General features: G+C 37.0%; 19 protein-coding genes. 14 read left to right on the top strand and 5 right to left on the bottom strand.

Annotated elements, in window-relative coordinates:
* Position 1: 1 nt before the first annotated feature.
* The 4 genes from argB to ACPDG9_RS07380 all read left to right on the top strand — a co-directional run bounded on the left by argB (position 2) and on the right by ACPDG9_RS07380 (position 3,836).
* Positions 2-781: an acetylglutamate kinase gene (gene argB, locus ACPDG9_RS07395; protein WP_430527119.1), complete on the top strand. Its 780-nt coding sequence runs from the start codon at positions 2-4 to the stop codon at positions 779-781.
* Between the two features lie 16 nt (positions 782-797).
* A complete protein-coding gene (locus ACPDG9_RS07390; protein WP_430527118.1) occupies positions 798-1,859 on the top strand; it encodes a M20 family metallo-hydrolase in 1,062 nt (353 codons plus the stop codon).
* A 1-nt stretch (position 1,860) separates the two neighbouring features.
* Positions 1,861-3,192: an argininosuccinate lyase gene (argH, locus tag ACPDG9_RS07385; RefSeq protein ID WP_430527117.1), complete on the top strand. Its 1,332-nt coding sequence runs from the start codon at positions 1,861-1,863 to the stop codon at positions 3,190-3,192.
* Between the two features lie 77 nt (positions 3,193-3,269).
* Entirely contained in the window at positions 3,270-3,836 is a 567-nt protein-coding gene (locus ACPDG9_RS07380) for a hypothetical protein (protein WP_430527116.1), read from the top strand.
* A gap of 31 nt (positions 3,837-3,867) precedes the next feature.
* Here the strand turns inward: ACPDG9_RS07380 and ACPDG9_RS07375 are convergent, their stop codons facing one another.
* Positions 3,868-4,920 (bottom strand): 2Fe-2S iron-sulfur cluster-binding protein, encoded by a 1,053-nt coding sequence (locus tag ACPDG9_RS07375; protein ID WP_430527115.1) that lies wholly within the window; start codon positions 4,918-4,920, stop codon positions 3,868-3,870.
* Between the two features lie 144 nt (positions 4,921-5,064).
* Between ACPDG9_RS07375 and ACPDG9_RS07370 the strand changes: the two genes are divergently transcribed.
* The 9 genes from ACPDG9_RS07370 (at position 5,065) to ACPDG9_RS07330 (ending at position 12,739) form a co-directional block, all read left to right on the top strand.
* Positions 5,065-5,400 carry a PadR family transcriptional regulator gene (locus ACPDG9_RS07370; protein ID WP_430527114.1) on the top strand — a complete coding sequence of 112 codons (336 nt, stop codon included), beginning with the start codon at positions 5,065-5,067 and terminating at the stop codon, positions 5,398-5,400.
* A gap of 37 nt (positions 5,401-5,437) precedes the next feature.
* Positions 5,438-6,082, top strand: coding sequence for a hypothetical protein (locus tag ACPDG9_RS07365; RefSeq protein WP_430527113.1), 645 nt, complete (start codon positions 5,438-5,440; stop codon positions 6,080-6,082).
* A complete protein-coding gene (locus ACPDG9_RS07360) occupies positions 6,082-6,723 on the top strand; it encodes a hypothetical protein (protein ID WP_430527112.1) in 642 nt (213 codons plus the stop codon). Before ACPDG9_RS07365 ends, ACPDG9_RS07360 begins: the two co-directional genes overlap by 1 nt.
* A 17-nt stretch (positions 6,724-6,740) precedes the next feature.
* Positions 6,741-7,382, top strand: a complete 642-nt coding sequence (locus ACPDG9_RS07355; RefSeq protein ID WP_430527111.1) for a hypothetical protein — start codon at positions 6,741-6,743, stop codon at positions 7,380-7,382.
* A 6-nt stretch (positions 7,383-7,388) separates the two neighbouring features.
* Entirely contained in the window at positions 7,389-8,039 is a 651-nt protein-coding gene (locus ACPDG9_RS07350; protein ID WP_430527110.1) for a hypothetical protein, read from the top strand.
* A complete protein-coding gene (locus tag ACPDG9_RS07345; protein ID WP_430527109.1) occupies positions 8,032-8,703 on the top strand; it encodes a hypothetical protein in 672 nt (223 codons plus the stop codon). Before ACPDG9_RS07350 ends, ACPDG9_RS07345 begins: the two co-directional genes overlap by 8 nt.
* Positions 8,704-8,713: 10 nt before the next feature.
* Positions 8,714-9,412, top strand: a complete 699-nt coding sequence (locus ACPDG9_RS07340) for a hypothetical protein (protein ID WP_430527108.1) — start codon at positions 8,714-8,716, stop codon at positions 9,410-9,412.
* Between the two features lie 9 nt (positions 9,413-9,421).
* On the top strand, positions 9,422-10,126 hold the full coding sequence (locus ACPDG9_RS07335) for a hypothetical protein (protein WP_430527107.1): 705 nt from the start codon (positions 9,422-9,424) through the stop codon (positions 10,124-10,126).
* A 126-nt stretch (positions 10,127-10,252) separates the two neighbouring features.
* Positions 10,253-12,739: a DUF5686 and carboxypeptidase regulatory-like domain-containing protein gene (locus tag ACPDG9_RS07330; RefSeq protein ID WP_430527106.1), complete on the top strand. Its 2,487-nt coding sequence runs from the start codon at positions 10,253-10,255 to the stop codon at positions 12,737-12,739.
* Between the two features lie 108 nt (positions 12,740-12,847).
* Here ACPDG9_RS07330 and pheS read toward each other — a convergent pair whose 3' ends face one another.
* A complete protein-coding gene (pheS, locus tag ACPDG9_RS07325) occupies positions 12,848-13,864 on the bottom strand; it encodes a phenylalanine--tRNA ligase subunit alpha (RefSeq protein ID WP_430527105.1) in 1,017 nt (338 codons plus the stop codon).
* Positions 13,865-13,947: 83 nt separating this feature from the next.
* Positions 13,948-14,304, bottom strand: a complete 357-nt coding sequence (locus tag ACPDG9_RS07320) for a hypothetical protein (RefSeq protein WP_430527104.1) — start codon at positions 14,302-14,304, stop codon at positions 13,948-13,950.
* 95 nt (positions 14,305-14,399) lie between these two features.
* Between ACPDG9_RS07320 and ACPDG9_RS07315 the strand changes: the two genes are divergently transcribed.
* Positions 14,400-14,939, top strand: a complete 540-nt coding sequence (locus ACPDG9_RS07315; RefSeq protein ID WP_430527103.1) for a CvpA family protein — start codon at positions 14,400-14,402, stop codon at positions 14,937-14,939.
* Here ACPDG9_RS07315 and ACPDG9_RS07310 read toward each other — a convergent pair.
* Positions 14,936-15,697 carry a tetratricopeptide repeat protein gene (locus ACPDG9_RS07310; protein WP_430527102.1) on the bottom strand — a complete coding sequence of 254 codons (762 nt, stop codon included), beginning with the start codon at positions 15,695-15,697 and terminating at the stop codon, positions 14,936-14,938. The two genes, ACPDG9_RS07315 and ACPDG9_RS07310, sit on opposite strands and share 4 nt — an antisense overlap.
* On the bottom strand, positions 15,697-17,460 hold the full coding sequence (locus ACPDG9_RS07305; RefSeq protein ID WP_430527101.1) for a BatD family protein: 1,764 nt from the start codon (positions 17,458-17,460) through the stop codon (positions 15,697-15,699). The genes ACPDG9_RS07310 and ACPDG9_RS07305 overlap by 1 nt, the downstream gene beginning before the upstream one ends.
* Between the last annotated feature and the right edge of the window lie 9 nt (positions 17,461-17,469).

The raw sequence follows: 17,469 nt of genomic DNA, 5'->3' as shown, positions 1-17,469 counted from the left end.
AATGCAAAAACTAACCGTAATAAAAATAGGCGGAAATATTGTCGATGATACAAAGGCATTAAGCGATTTTCTCGATGCTTTTTCACAAGTGAAGACGCCGAAAATTTTGGTACATGGGGGTGGTAAATTAGCTACAAAAGTAGCCGATCAGTTAGGTGTGTCTACTGAAATGGTTGAGGGACGAAGAATTACTACGCAAGCCATGTTACCCCTTGCGGTTATGGTCTATGCAGGATTAATCAACAAGCAAATTGTTGCACAATTGCAAAAGCGATCGTGTGATGCATTTGGTGTTTCTGGTGCTGATGGGCAACTGATTACTAGTAATAAGCGTCTAGTGACAACGGTAGATTACGGATTTGTCGGAGATTGTACAGCAGAGGATGTCAATGTAACGCGTTTACAACAGCTGATTCACCTCGGACTCTGTCCTGTATTTTCTGCTATAACAGCGGATAAAGAAGGACAGCTGTTGAATACTAATGCCGATACGATCGCTTCAAACCTCGCTATTGCCTTGGCAACGCACTATCAAGTAGATCTTGTTTTTTGCTTTGAACGTAAAGGAGTATTGCGCGATGTACAAGATGAAAACGCTGTAATTACCCACCTTAATGCAACTAACTTTAAACAGTTAATGGAGGAGGGAATCATTGCAGCGGGGATGGTACCCAAAATTGTCAATGCGTTAGCTGCGGTTGAACAAAAAGTAGCACAAGTCTACATTAAACAAGCAAGTGACCTATTAGATGAAAAGGCTGGTACTCGTATTAGTCATTAACCCCCAATATAAAGAGATGAAAACAGAAATAACTACAGCCGCAATACAACTATTACAAGAACTAATCGCAACTCCTTCATTTAGCAAGGAAGAAGAGGGTACAGCAGAACTAATCGCCAATTTTCTACAGCAAAACGACGTGGTTATGAAGCGTGAATTAAATAATGTGTGGGCTTTCAATCAGTATTATGATCCTAATAAACCTACTATTTTGTTGAATTCACACCATGATACGGTTCGCCCGAATAAGGATTATATACGAAATCCTTTTGCTCCTGAAATTGAGGATGGAAAGTTGTTCGGGTTGGGCAGTAATGATGCTGGAGGCTGTTTAGTTTCTCTTTTGGCTACTTTTTTGTACTTCTACAAAGAGAAAGACTTGAAGTACAATTTGTGTATTGCAGCTACTGCAGAAGAAGAAATATCAGGAACAGATGGTTTAGAATATGTGATCCCCAAATTAGGAGCGTTGGATTTTGCCATAGTAGGCGAACCAACACAGATGCATCTTGCGGTGGCTGAACGAGGATTGATGGTACTCGATTGTACCGCCCATGGTCGTTCAGGACATGCGGCTCGAAATGAAGGAGATAACGCTATTTTAAAAGCAATACGCGATATCGAGTGGTTTACAACCTATCAGTTTCCAAAAGTATCAGATGAATTTGGTCCGATCAAAATGAGTGTGACGATGATTCAGGCAGGAACACAGCACAATGTTGTGCCCTCAACGTGTGATTTTGTGGTCGATATTCGCGTTACAGATGCCTATACCAATGAAGAAGTGTTGGATATCATCAAGAAAGAAGTAGGGTGTGAAGTAAAAGCGCGTTCTACTCGCTTAAAACCTTCTTCTATTTCCAAAGAACATCCGATTGTTCAAGCAGGGTTGCAACTAGGGCGAACGACGTATGGATCGCCCACTACAAGTGATCAAGCCTTATTAGATATTCCTTCGTTGAAATGTGGACCTGGCGATTCTGCGCGATCTCATACGGCGGATGAATTTATCTATCTGCATGAAATTGAAGACGGAATTGCCCTTTATATTGAAATGTTGAATCAAATCGTGAAGTAAAATGAAATTATGGCAAAAAAATACGACAGTGAATCAAGCCGTTGATGCTTTTACTGTTGGTCAAGATAGAGCAATGGATATGAACTTAGCGCCTTTTGATGTGCTAGGGTCCTTAGCTCACACCCAAATGTTACAGCAGATAGGTCTGTTGACATCGGATGAATTAGCGATAATTCAAAAAGAATTAAAGACAATTTACCGCGAAATCATGAACGGAGAATTTCAAATCGAAGCAGAAGTAGAAGACATTCACTCGCAAATAGAGCTGTTATTAACGAGAAGAATTGGTGAAGCAGGAAAAAAAATTCACGCAGGACGTTCGAGAAATGACCAGGTTTTAGTTGATTTGAAACTGTATTTTAGACATGAAATAGAAGAAGTTGTTCAACAAGTACAAACTGTTTTTGAAACGTTTCAGCAGTTGAGCAATCAACACCGTGCTATTTTAATGCCTGGGTATACCCATTTGCAAGTAGCTATGCCATCATCCTTTGGACTTTGGTTTGGTGCCTATGCGGAGAGCCTGGTTGACGATTTAGAAATGATGTTAGCTGCTTGGAAAGTCGTGAATAAAAATCCTCTAGGCTCAGCAGCGGGATATGGTTCTTCTTTCCCTTTAGATCGTCAACTAACAACGGATCTTCTGGGGTTTCAATGCATGAACTACAACGTGGTTTATGCACAAATGGGAAGAGGGAAGAGCGAGCGTTTATTGGCTCAAGGAATTAGTTCGATTGCCGCTACTTTAGGAAAATGGGCGATGGATTGTTGCCTGTATATGAGTCAGAATTACAACTTTATTAGCTTTCCCGATCATTTAACCACAGGATCGAGTATTATGCCACACAAAAAAAATCCAGATGTGTTAGAGCTTATTCGTTCGCGTTGCAATAAAATACAAGCATTGCCCAATGAAATTGCCTTAATGACAACCAATCTACCTGCGGGTTATCACAGAGATTTGCAATTGCTTAAAGAAAATTTATTTCCCGCTTTTACGTCGTTAAAAGAGTGTTTAACAATGACGCAATTGATGTTGAATAACATCGAGGTCCATACAACTATTTTAAACGATCCAAAATACGATTATTTGTTTAGTGTTGAGGTAGTAAACACTTTAGTTTTAGAAGGAATGCCCTTTAGAGAGGCTTATAAACAAATTGGCTTAGCCATCGAAGAGGGAACTTATCAACCAGATAAAAACGTGCATCACACCCATCAAGGAAGTATTGGGAATCTGATGAATGAAGAAATAAAAAAAGAATTTAATGCTGTATATCAATCCTTTAGATTTGAACAGATCAAAGATAAACTAGTACGTTTAGTGTTGTGATTAATTGTAAAAAAAGTGTAGAAATTTGTTTCTACGCTTTTTTTGTTTAAATTTAAGTTAAATACAAAAATGTTATTATGAATTTATTTAAGAGTTCTTGGATCTATATCTTGGTGAGTGTAACTTTCTTATCCTCTTGTTCTTCAGATGATGAGAGTTCCTATGATCCTATTTTTTCTGCTAAATATACACCACTAACTGATTTTTCACAATTAGGAAGATCAACTTATTTTTATGCTGGTATTAAAATTGAGGGATATAAAACTAGCGTGCTCCCACCGGATGCGACTTCATGTATTAAAGATGATATTTTAGTGCCTTCATTTGATGAAAAAGACAATTTCTCTGGCTTAGAATATATTAGGTCGAATAAACGTTGTTCAGAAGGATTTGGCAGTATTATCTTAGTTAAAAATGAGTTGGTTGAGAAGGGTGTATTTAGGACAAATATGTACTTTAATGGAAATTTTTATTACGATAAAGAAGGCGTACGTCAGTATTACGATAGCGATGAAAATTGGGCGTTTAAAGGCAATTTAGAAATTGGTTTTCAAGGTGATTACTTGCGTATTGAAGATCGTATGTCTCATTATACACGTCCTGGCTCTATAGAGAAAGTATATTTATATTTTAAGAAAAAATAAAAAAGGCTGCTACTGCAGCCTTTTTTGTTCTTTATATATCATCGTAATTGATGTGAATCTCATCTGAGGTAACAATCGCTTGACACGATAAAATTAATCCCTCTTCAACTTCGTCGTCTGTTAGAATACTATTGCGTTTCATCGTTGCAGAACCTTTGGTAATTCTACACATACAAGAACTACAAATACCACCTTGACAAGAGTATGGAGCATCTATACCTGCTTCTAAAACACCCGTTAACAACGCTTGGCTTTTGGGCATATCAAAAGTAGACTCTTCATCGTCGACAATCACGGTTACTTTTGTATTTCCTCCTTGCACTTCAACAGGGTTATTTCCATCCGTATTAGGGGTGAAAATTTCGAAGAGAATATGGTCTTTCTCTACACCTTTAGATTGAAGTGTTTCACTTACGACATCGATCATGGCTTCAGGGCCACATAAAAAGTAGGTAGAGAAGCTTTTGTCTTGGTGCTTGTTGTTCACCACAAAATTAATTGCCGCTTTGTCAATACGTCCAAAAAGAGAATCGTTTTCTCTCATCTGAGAAAATACGAAATGTACGTATAGACGCGTGGGATATTGCTCTTGTAATTGGTGTAATTGCGTATGAAAGATAGTTTCTTCCGCTGTTTTATTTCCGTAAACAAGAACAAATGTACTGTTGGGTTCTTCGCTCAATACACTTTGTAAGATCGACATTACAGGCGTAATACCACTACCAGCAGCAAAGGCAGCATAGTTATTGGATGCGTTTGCCTGTGGTATAAATGTAAAGCGCCCTTCAGGAGCTTCTACTGCTAATTGATCCCCAACTTTCAACACTTCATTGGCATACGTCGAGAATACACCCTGTTCTGCTTGCTTTACCACAATGCGGATTTCACCACTTTGTGGCGTTGAACAGATCGAATACGCTCGTCTAATTTCTTTGCCGTTGTACGTATAGCTAATGTTGAGATATTGCCCAGCAACAAAGGTATACTCTTGTTGTAACGAAGCCGGAACTTCTAATACAATAGATACCGCATGTGGAGTTTCTCTTCGAATCTCTTTTACCGTTAAATTGTTGAATCTTGACATTGTTTAGTTCTGTTTAAGTCCGCAAAAATACAAAACCCATTGAGTAAAAGGAAGTTTTAGAACTCAGATTAATGAAAAAAATTAATACCTAACATTCAGATGTATTAAAAAAATACTATATTTGTATACCTAAGAATCTTATATATGGCAAAGCAACAACAATTATACAAAGGAAGTTTGAATACGATTATTATGAAGCTATTGGCTGAAAATGGTCGTATGTATGGGTATGAAATTACGCAAAAAGTAAAGGAAATAACGGCTGGTGAAATGAGTTTAACAGAGGGCGCACTCTATCCCGCTTTACATAAATTGGAAGCAGAAGGTTTTTTAGATGTCGATATGGAACGCGTAGATGGAAGAGTGAGAAAATACTACAAATTGACCGAGAGTGGTGTGAAGGAAACGGATAATAAGCTAGAAGAATTAGAAAACTTTATCCGAAATATGCAGCATATCGTCAATTTGAAGTTGACGTAAAGGGAGGTCTAACTTAAAGTACGAATGGAAAACACGCATGATGAAATTAACCAAAGAACAACTGCAACCTATTCAAGAGCGATTATTGAGCAAGTACGATATAAAATATGAGGAACTTCGCGACGAACTCTTGGATCATATTGCTTGTGAAATCGAAGACTTGATGAGTAAAGGTGAAAGCTATGATGAAGCGACAATCTTAGTGTTCAGAAAGTGGAATGTACGACTGATTTCGGATAAAAAAGGATGGTATAAGGGCATTCCGCATTATCTTTTAAATCAGCTAAGAATAGAGTATAAAAAAGTGGAAATAATGTCGATGTTCATCGCTGTTCTTTTTGCTATTCCCCTGTTCGGAGCTATTTTGTATTGGGATTTTAATAACCTAATTTTCCTAATTTCTTTGTTTGTACTACAGGCGATTGGCGTTGGTATTATCTACTATGAGTCTAAGGGATTTCAAGAGTATCGCTATGATTTTGTGAAGAAAAAAGCGGGCATTAGCTTACTTAAAGGTGGAATGTTTTTAGCATTTTCTCCTCTTCTAGCTGTGCTGTGTAATATCGAAGTTAATACTTCTGAGCTTAATTTATTGGTGATTTATTACTTTGTTTTTAGTTCTATTCTTTTGTATAGATTTTGGAAAAACTGTAAAAATCAACACGTTAAATTGACAAAGTAATGGATACAATAACGCAAGAGCAGCTGTATCGCATAGAAGAGCGATTGATGGTGTATTACGGGATTTCGTTTGAAGATCTTCGACAAGAAATCGCGGATCATTTGGCTTGCGAAATTGAATCGGAAATGGCAATAGGACAAGATTTCGATACAGCCTATAAAGCAGTAGATGCTCGTTGGAATGAGAAATTACGGACAAATAATTGGGGTATTTACAAGGGTATTCCTAAGTTTATTGAACAACAGTTGGCCGAACGCTTTAACCAATCGGATTGGAAGCTCAAACTATTGGGTTTCTTTTTGAGTCTTCCTTTATTGCTTCTTTTCGATTATCTAAACGTGAGAACAGAATGGCTCTTTGTTTCTTTACCCTGTCTTGGTTTTTTAATTGCTCTACTTGTTTATTCTTATATAAAACAAGGCAAAGCATACCTGGTTGAGTTTTATCTTCGACAAACTAAGATGATGTTTGTTATCAGTATGTTGATTGTACTTTTGGGTATTGGAATGTTCTTTTTAAGAGGAGAGCAAACGCGTACAGGTGTATTCGAGTTTTTTATACTCTACGGTTTTTTGAGTATGTGTTATTTCTTGTATCACTGTTTTAAAACTTTAAAGAAAAATAAAATAAAAATGGCCTAAGGCCCAACTAGTATAAGATGAAAAAAGTGACACACGACCAAATTGCAGAGATTACTGCCAAATTGAATCAGCGTTATGAGTTGAAGTTCGATACTTTTCGGGATGAGGTTGTTGACCATATGGCCTGTGAAATTGAAGCGTATTTAGAACAAGGGGTTGACTATGCGACAGCCAGTAAACGGGTGCTTGCAAAATGGCATTTTGATTTAAAACCCGTGTTGGGAGAAAAAGGAATTCCTACCTGTATTGTTAAACAATTGTATCGAAAAGATGCTATAAGTTACACTGTTTTTGCCTTTACTTTCTTATTTGCCTGGATTCTAGGTAGCTATGATTGGGTTATTTTTGTACCTCATCCTTGGATTAGTTTAGCTTGTATAGTAGTTGGTTTTTCGATTTCTGTTGGAGTCCAAAAGCGATTTTACAAACAGGCCAATTACGAAATGAAGTTTTATATACATGCTTTAGGAGCCTTGATGTTGGTCAATATTATAGGGATGACCTTGGCTATGCTATTGATTCGAAATAATATTGAATCGTTTTTAGGACTGTCTGCCTATTCTTTTTTCGTTTTTGCACTTCATGTGTTGTTGCTGAATGTCTTTTTTGCTAGTAAAGTTATTCAACACCACAAGACTCAAACAGTTCAACTCAAATAAGCTTATATGATGCAAAAATTAACTGTAGAACAGTTTCTACAACTTGAAGCTTTTTTGGTGAATCAATACGGGCTTGAGGTGGATTATCAGGTGCGCGTAGAGGTTTTAGATCACGTGGCTTGTGAAATTGAAGAAAAACTCAATTTAGGTGCTTCTTATCTTGAGGCTTCTAAGCTTGTGTTAAGTAAATGGCATATCCTTCTACAGCCTTCTCGATTTAATGGTTATAGTAAGGTACCGCGTTTTTTGGCTAAGCGTTTAATTCGACTTGATCTAAGTGTTCAACTTGGCGTTACGCTATGCTTACTGCTCTCGTTTGGATTAGTGGATATACCTAGTTTGACCTTGATTTATACTGGACTTGGCTTGTTGTTTTGTTCTTGGGGAATCCAAGTATGGATGTTGCGACAAGTTAAACAGCAAACTAGCTTTGCCATGATCTATTATCAAAGCCAAGTCAAGTATTTGAATAGGTTTAATTTACTCGTTGTGTTGGCTTTGCTAATCGGTGCGTTTTTCTTTTGGAATACGCCTGCAGCCCCCTATGGACGTGCAGCGATTTGGTTTCCGTGTTGGCTTTTAGTCGCCTATAATGCCTATTTCACTTATAGACTCTATCAGGTAAAGCAAACTACTAAAACAATAGATTATGTATAAATTGACTGAACATCAACTGCAACATATCGATCAATTTCTCGTAGCGCATTATCGCTTGTACTACATTGATCTTCGAGCAGAGGTGGTGGATTATATTGCAACTGCAATTGAAATGGAACGCCGTAAGGAGGTGAGCTATGAAGAAGCTTTTGTGTTGGTTATGGCGAAATGGGATGCCCTATTGAAACCTGCAAAAGGTTTTTTTAGAGGAATTCCTTGTTTTGTTGCGGAACAATGGAGAAAAGAAAGGATCAGGCTAGGAGGAAAAGCCCTACTTTTTGGTGTATTAACGACTTTGTTGTACGGAGGACTCTTTCATCGATTGCTAGATTCGGATTTAGGGAATTGGTTGAGTTTAAGCTTTTTTGCCTTGTTATTCCTCAGTGGAATTGTGGTTTATATACACAACTTTAATTTGGTAAAAAAGACCGCTCTACATACCGCTACAGGTAGTTTTCTGCGCATTGAATTTAAGCGATTAGGACTTGTACAGAGTACGTTTGCTGTTCTGACCTTGCTCTCTCAATTAAAGCTTATGCCCAAAGGAGATTGGTATATATATACCTATATTCTCATGGGATCGATCGCTTTGTTTTACATGGTGCATTGGCGCATCGATTACCAAAAGGAAAAATTGTATCAAATTAAATGGAACACTATTTAATACCCATCGTATGGAAAGAAAAATCACTCAACCAGAAATAGAACAATTGCATCAATTTGTCCGTAAACACTATGTGGAGTATTACGATGTTGAATTGGAATTGGTCGATCACTTGGCCCTTGATATTGAAGCGCAATGGCAAGAAGATCATATTTTGCTTTTTGAAGTAGCTTTAGAACGCGCTTTCAAAAAATTTGGCATCTTCGGTTTTAGCGATGTCGTGGAGCAAAAGATTAATAGGTTGAGTAGTGCGTATTATAAGGAGAGTTTTCGATTATTGAAAGGTTTTTTTACGATACCTAAGATTGTATTTTCCATGGCTTTACTCAGTGTTGTTTTTATTTTGCTTCGATTTTTAGCCCAATTTGGAAATGTTACTGTTGTGAAAGTGGTCGAAGGAGGAGTGTTTTTGTTTTTAGTCTTTCAACTGATACGGTTGTTTTACGCGCGGAGCAAAAGAGAGAAGCAAAAGGAGAAAAAATGGTTGTTGCATGCGGTGTTGTTTCACTTGGAAATATGGCCCTATTACCTTTTATTTTTTCTTTTCTTTAGAATCTTATTAGTCGAAGGGACAACTACTTTTGCTTTGGTGATGCAGACAGTCGTAATCACAGTCACAGGTTTGTATATCTATATTTTAAAAGCGATCATTATCCCCACAATCAATGCAGATTTAAGGCTGCAGAAACAGCGAATAACAACCGTTTAGTTGGAACTTATGAGAACAGCAACCCCACAAGAAATAGTGCAATTACATAGCTTTGTCCGTCAACACTATGTCGAGTTTTATGATGTCGAATTAGAATTAGTCGATCATTTGGCCCATGATATTGAAGAACAGTGGAGAAAAGATAAAGCATTATCCTTTGAAAAAGCATTGGATTGTGCTTTCAAAAAGTTTGGAGTTTTTGGGTTTACTGATGTGGTAGCCTCAAAGATCGATCGGTTAAAAGGTCGTTATATTAAATTGATGTTGAGAGAAGTAGGTTCTTTTTTTACACTACCCAAGATTATTTTCTCTCTTGCGATTTATTTGATTTTGTTTGCTATTGGTTATACCTATCAAGAAGTAGGTATTTGGAGTTTATACTGTATCCTTTTTGGTATTATAAGCCTTTATATTGTGGTGGGTATGCTTTGGCAACGAAAAATAAAGCAAAGACAAAAGAGCGTGAATAAACGATTTTTATTAGAGTCAGTTGCTGTTCAGAGTTATGCGGGAGGTGCATTTATCTCTTTCACGTCCATGATGATTCAACTCCCCCATTTAACGAGCTTTATTGCGAATACGATACTCGCTACATGCATTGTTGCTTTACTTATTCTATTTATGGGATTGTGGACCTATGTAGCGATCTATGTTCTCATGCCTCAATTGCAAAGGGAAATTCAGCAATTACCTCAAAAATATCAAGCGGTGTAGTAGAGCCTGCGACTAGTTATAGTCGCTTTTTTTATATAGAAAATGAACGTAAAAGATCGCATTTTGTAAAAGTGTAACATAAAATGAAGAGTTGCGTCTTATGTTATATCAACCAACAAATAGCGTATGAAACCATTATTCACTTTATTTTCTTTTTTGTTCTCCTTGTTCTCCTTTGCTCAAGTATCGGGTACAATCGTCGATCAAGAGGGAAAGCCAATTAGCTATGCTACGGTAATCTTAGAGCAAACCCAACAAGGAGCAATTAGCAATGACAAGGGCGTATTCGAAATTAAACCTAAATCAGAAGGGAATATGACCCTTGTTTTTCAATTTTTAGGGTATAAAACCGAGCGCAAAACTATTCAATACCAAGGAAAACCCTTGACCATTGCTATTGTGTTGCATGAAGAAGAGTTTCAACTTGACGATATTGTAATTAAAGTAGGGAAAAACCCTGCAGATGATATTATTCGAAGAGCGATTGCCAATAAAGAACAAAACACGAAAGGACTGGCTTCTTTTTCGGCAGACTTTTATTCAAAGGGGATGATCAAAAGCTTAAAGATTCCCAAATTTGCACAAGATAAGATTTCAATCAACGACAGCAAGGCTGTGGGTATTGATTCGCTTGGGCAAGGAATTTTGTATTTATCAGAAACGGTATCTCAATTGAAATACCAAAAACCCAACCAACTCAAAGAACACATTATCGCTTCTAAGGTAAGTGGAAGTAACAATGGCTATAGTTTTAATACAGCCGATGAATCTTTCTATGATTTTTACGAGAATCAGCTAAAAATCGCTGATTTCGACATACAGTTGATTTCTCCTTTATCCAATCAAGCTTTTTCTTTTTATAAATACAGCTTGGAAGCTACGTTTAAAGACAATGGTGTTTTGATCAATAAGATCAAGGTAACTCCTAAGGTGAAGAATCAACCTGTTTTTTATGGAGATATCTACATTGTCGATCAATCTGCTGCTTTATATGGCGTTGATTTAACAGTAACTGGGGTAAGTTTACAACAGCCTTTTATTGAATCAATAACAGTGAGTCAAAACTTTTTCTATAATGAAGGAAATCAGACTTGGGTGAAGCGTTCGCAAACTTTAGATATGATGATTGGTCTACTGGGCTTTAAAGGACAAGGTGTTTTTTTGAGTGTATTTAATAACTACAACTTTAGTCCGAATTTTACGAGAGCGGATTTTGGTAAAGAAGTTTTGTCATTTGCCAAAGACGCCAATAAAAAAGAGGATGATTTTTGGAACAATCATCGTTTATACCCGCTATCAACAGAAGAAATGAGAGATTATCAGTTCAAGGATAGTATTCGTGCACGCAAAGATTCTCCACAGTATAAAGACAGTATTCGAATGGCGTATAATCGCTTCAGTGTATCCTCTCCTCTTTCAGGATATAATTACAGAAGTAAAAACGAGCGTTTTACTTTTAATTACAATGGATTGATCGAACTGGATAAAATAGGATTTAATACCGTTCAAGGGTTCTATATGGGCACAGGTTTATCCGCGAAGCTATATGCAAAGGATAAACAATCTTATACGCATGCGGTCGTTGATTTTGATTATGGTTTTGCGTCAGAGCGTTTGAGAGCGTATGGATCGATTAGTCATCAGTTGAACGATAGGCATAAATCTAGGTTCTATGCAAAAGGAGGAACAAAAATAGAGCAATTCCACCAAGATAATATTAGTGAGTTACTCAACAGTGCTTTCTCCTTGCTATTTAGAAAGAATTTCGCCAAATACTACAATAAGGAAGAGTTTTATGTGGGGTATAGAGGGAAATTTGCTGATGAAGCGATCGCTTTGTCTACTGAAATAGGCTATGAGCAACGTAAACCGCTTTTTAATAACGCCAATGGGTCTTTCTATAAGGGAAGTAGAGCGTATACTTCAAATGATCCTACAGCGCCTTTAAACGATTGGAGCGCACCTATTGAGTTACAACATTTGTACAAGTTTAGAATTGGAGCAACCCTTAACCTCGGAATGACGTATGCCTCCTATCCGGAAGGACGCTGGTATATTCCTAATGCAAAATATCCAAAAATTAAAGTGGGATATGAGAAGGCCTTCGCAGGAAACTTAAGTGGTTATAATTACGATTTGGTAACGGCAGGAGTTCAACAAGATATTTCTTTTCAAAATAAAGGAGAGTTTTCGTATAACTTAAGAGCAGGACATTTCTTTAATGCTGATGGTATCTCTTACATAGACCGCAAACATTTTACAGGAAACCAAACCCATCTGAATATAGAGAATGATCGCATGAGTTCGTTTAACTTACTGCCATATTACAGTTTAAGTACGAATAAGTCCTATGTAGAAACCCATTTAGAATATAATTTCAAAGGTTTTATCATGAATCGTTTGCCTTTATTGAAATGGACAGGATGGAATGTTGTCGCAGGCTATCACAATGCGGCAATGTCAGACGCCAAGGCATACCAAGAGTTGACCCTAGGATTGTCTAACATTGGTATTGGCAGTATGAAAGGGTTCCGCGTAGATTATGTCCGTGCATTTCAAGGAAGTCAATTCTTCAAAGAAGGTGTGATGGTTGGATTTAAGAAAGATTTTTAAAGTTAGTTTGATACTTGGGTTGAATGCTGAATTTAGTTTATATCCTAATTCAATCCAAAAAAAGCCCGATACCATGGTATCGGGCTTTTGTATAATAGAAAAATGCGATTAAAAGTTTGCTTTAAATTGCTCTAAAAAGCGAACATCGTTTTCATAGAACATGCGGATATCACTGATTTGGTATAATAACATAGCGATACGCTCGATACCCATACCAAAGGCAAATCCACTGTATTCATTTGCATCGATGTTACAGTTGGTCAATACATTTGGATCAACCATACCGCAGCCCATGATTTCTAACCAACCTGTTCCTTTTGTAATTCTATAATCTACTTCCGTTTTCAATCCCCAATAAATATCCACTTCAGCACTTGGCTCTGTAAATGGGAAATAAGAAGGGCGTAGACGAATTTTAGACTTGCCAAACATTTCTTTGGTAAAGTATAACAAAGTTTGTTTTAAGTCCGCAAAAGACACATCTTTATCAATGTATAAACCTTCTACTTGGTGGAAAATACAATGTGAACGAGAAGAGATGTCCTCATTTCTAAATACGCGTCCTGGAGAAATTGTACGCAAAGGCGGTTTGTGATCCTCCATATAACGCGCTTGTACCGATGAGGTATGAGTACGCAATAAATGTTGAGGATTTGACTGTACAAAGAATGAATCTTGCATATCACGTGCTGGGTGATAGTCAGGGAAGTTCAAGGCAGAGAAGTTATGCCAATCGTCTTCAATCTCTGGTCCTTCAGAAATAGTAAAACCAATGCTGTTAAAAATATCAACAATTTGATTTTTTACAAGTGAAATAGGATGTCTAGATCCGATAAGTGTAGGGTATCCTGGACGGGTTAAATCGCCATATAATCCTTGTACATTCTTAGATTCTATTTCCTCTTGGATGGTTTTTACTTTAGTTTCAATGGCGCTTTTTAACGTATTAATCGCCTGACCGAATTCCTTTTTCTGATCGTTAGGAACGGTTTTAAAATAAGCAAATAATTCGTTTAAGATTCCCTTCTTGGAAAGGAATTTAATTCTAAAAGCTTCTAGTTGTTCTTTGTTATCGGTTTGGAAATGTTCTGCCTCCCCGATGTATTCTTTTATTTTATCTATCATTTTAAGTAAAGTAAAAGGCAAATTTACTGCTTTTCATTTAGACATAAAATTTAAAGCATGCTAAATTTTTTATTTATCCAGGTTTAGTCAATATATTTTCGCTCTAAGAAGTAATGGACAATTGCTTCTTTCATCAAGACGCTTTGTTCTCCTGCTCTTAATGCAGGTAGCTGTTCTTTTACCGTATAGTGTGGCCAACCGTCGTCGTCGTAGTGATCAAATTCATAATATCCGTAGGGTTCAAGTAGGCGGCATATAGCGATATGCATCAAATTAACTTTATCGTCTTTTTTATATCGTTTTTTAATTTTACCGAGTTCTTGAACACCAATAAGATAGATGATTGATTCTAGATCAAGGACTTCGCCATCTCCAAAGCGGGTAGATATCTTCTGTACTACATCGTCCCATCGCTTTTTTAAATGTTCATCTCTTGCCATATTGTTGTTTGTTTGATGAAACAAAGATACAATTTAGTTATGACGAAGATTTATAGAAAAAATAATAATTTAGTAGTTTCTAAAATGTAGAAGGAATGATATTCGATATATTGGCCTTATTGGCTTTGATTTTTGGTGTGTTTAAAGGGGTGAAAAACGGTTTTTTTGTATCGGTAGTTGCCTTTCTATCCCTGTTGATTGGAACAATAGGAGCGCTAAAATTTTCTAATGTAATCAAAGATTTTTTACAGCATAAATGGGGATGGGAGTCTAGCTTCTTACCCGTTTTATCTTTTATTCTTGCTTTTGTATTAGCTATTCTAGCGGTGCGATTAGCCGCTCAACTTACCACGAAGATCTTTGAAGCTGCTTTTCTCGGGTTTTTTAATCGCATTCTAGGCGCACTTTTTCAGATTTTAGTGGTTGTTTTGGTTATGAGCCTGTTCTATTCTATTTTGGATCAGCTGAATAGCCGATTGACAGTCATTAGTCCTGAAACCTTAGCTAGTGCAAAGAGTTACCAAGTTTATTTGTTCGTGTCAGAACATATCTTTCCAAGTTTGTTCGATATGGTAACGCATTTATTTGAAAAAAGCGTAGAGGTTTTACAAACACCTACGCCCGAATCTATTTAAATTGCTCGAATAACATCTTTGTTAATCCACCCCGTTTCTTGGTTTTCTAATCGGATCTCAAGCCATAAACCTTTTCGATCGAGGATAAACACTTTCGTGCCTTTGTGTAATTCCTTTATTGTTGTTGAGGTTGTTTTAGCCTCTTCTTTAAGGTCTGTTTTGGCAGCGAATACGATACCTGTTTCTAAGGATTCGGTATAGCTGTCTTCAAATACAGCAGCATAAATACTAACGGCACCTACCACAACACTTAGCAACATCGCCACAAATAAAAATCGCTTTAAAGCACTGCGGGGGGTAAGGTAAAAGACAATAAAGAATGCAAATAGCGCTAAGCTAGAAACAGTAGCTAAAATAGCCCAACCATCAACGGATAGCTTACCCAATGTTTGATGAGCAATAGCAGCCTTGTCATAGTCATGAATGATTGTGATATCATCTTCTAAATGTTCCTTTGTAAAATTGAGATTAGTTTGCGCTTCTTGCATATTTGGAGCTAATTTCAAGGCTTTTTCATAGTAGTAAACCGCCTCAACATAGTTTCCTGTTTTGTAGTATGCATTGGCTAGATTAAAGTACAATTCAGGTGAATTGTCGTAAAATTGTGCCAAGGCAATATAACCTTCAATAGCTTCTTTATAGTGTTCCTTTTGAAAAGTCTCATTTACTTTGTCAAAAGTCTTTTGCCAATCCGTTGGTTGTGCATAGGTTCCTATGCCAAACAAAGCAAATACAAGATAAAAAGTTAACTTTTTCATTAGGCTTTAAATTGTTTTTCCAATTGATCAATAACATCAATCGCCGTTTCGTAATCTTTTGCTATATTGACTTGTTCTGTTGGGGTATAACGCGCCCATTCACAAGCATTTTTAAGACGCATAAAGGATTCAATCGCCTCTGTTGTAATGGCTTTTTTCTCTAAGATCTCCGCGATATTATCGTTGCTCATTTCACTCGTTTCCATTTGCAATTTTGCTTTTAAAAAGTTGTGTAAACAACGTTCTAAAGCCTCATAGAAGAGCGCTTTGTCATTCATTTGTTTTTTCGCTTCACTCAAGTATTTTTTGGCCAAACGATTATTTCTTCTCAATCGATTTCCTTCCACATCATTGGCTCTTGCTTCTTTAACGCGACGAAGTAATACAAATAAAGGCATGGCTACAAGAGGTGCCAATAGCAAGAAATAGAATAACGAAGTTTTCCAGTATGACGATTTCTGTTGCTCAACAAAGGTCAAGTTTGCTTTGTTTTTTTGGAAAAAATCTTGCTCATCAATACCATCTGTTCCTGCCATCTCTTTGTTAGTCGGTAGTGTCGGACCATCTAAAACAGTGATTTTAATCGTATCGGTTTGAATGGTTTTGTATTGTTTTGACGTTAAATCAAAATAAGAAAATTCCATTGGTTCAATGTTGTATTCTCCTTTATACTGGGGTATAATGGTGTATTTATTGGTTCGATTTCCCTGTAACCCGAAAGCTGTTGGGGTTAATTTTTCTGAATATTGTGGATCGTATACCTCTAAGGCAGAGTGTGCAACGGGTGTAGGAAGGGTGACTAAATTTAGATTTCCTTTCCCTGATACACTTACCGTCAAATTGAGCGATTCTCCCGCTTTAACTTCTTGTTTGGAAGGGGTTACTTTAAAGGCAAATTCTCCAACTCCACCAGAAAAATCAGCGGGCCTATCTTTTTGTGGTAAGCCTTGTGCATCAATGGTGATCGATTGAGAGCTATACTCTTTCTCTACTAAACCATATTCAGGAAAACCAAAAAAATCTCGACGTCCTGTCGGAACTTCTACTTGTACGGTTAATGATAAAGGCTTGATGACTTGTTTACCTACTTCTTGAGCCATAATGATATCTTGCTTCAAGATAACGTAATTGTAAGGCTCTCCTTTGTATTTGCCCTGTTTTAACTCCGGGCGTTGTGGCATTTCAATGTTGTAGGTCCAAAATTTGTCATAGGTTGGAATTTGATTGCCTCGATATCCTCCTACATTGGCATTAAAATACAGCTTATATACAATGGTAATAGGTTCATTAATAAACGGTTTTGTTTTAGATACTTCTGCAACCAAGTGCACTTTATCTAAGGATCCCTGTTGCATTTGATTCATGCGTTGACGAGGATCTTGGCGTTCAACCGCGTCCGTAACTGTTAGGGTAATTGGATTGGTAGTAAGGATTTCACCCTCAATCTGTATACTCGCTTTGCCAATGGTGAATTTTCCTTTTCGCTTGGGTTGTAAAAGAAATGAATAAGACTTTTTAAACGATTTTTTACCGTTAATCCAAGAATAACTAACCGAACTACTTGGCCCTCCAACAACAGTAAAGGCATCAAAGGAAGGTGGAGAGAAATTATCTCCATCACTATTCATCGTAAATTCGATTTGAATCACGTCGTTTAAAGGTACCTGTTCTTTGTTCACACTCGCTTCAAAGCTCACTTGAGCTAGTAGCGGCTGTGTGAAGAGAATACAAAAAAATACAATATGTAAGTATAATGATCTCATAGTTTAAAG

The sequence above is a fragment of the Myroides sp. C6-3 genome, from assembly GCF_050522425.1.
In the GTDB taxonomy this organism is placed as follows: domain Bacteria; phylum Bacteroidota; class Bacteroidia; order Flavobacteriales; family Flavobacteriaceae; genus Flavobacterium.
The sequence above is the reverse complement of the archived record's forward strand: the minus strand, read 5'-3'. Positions and strand labels throughout refer to the sequence as shown.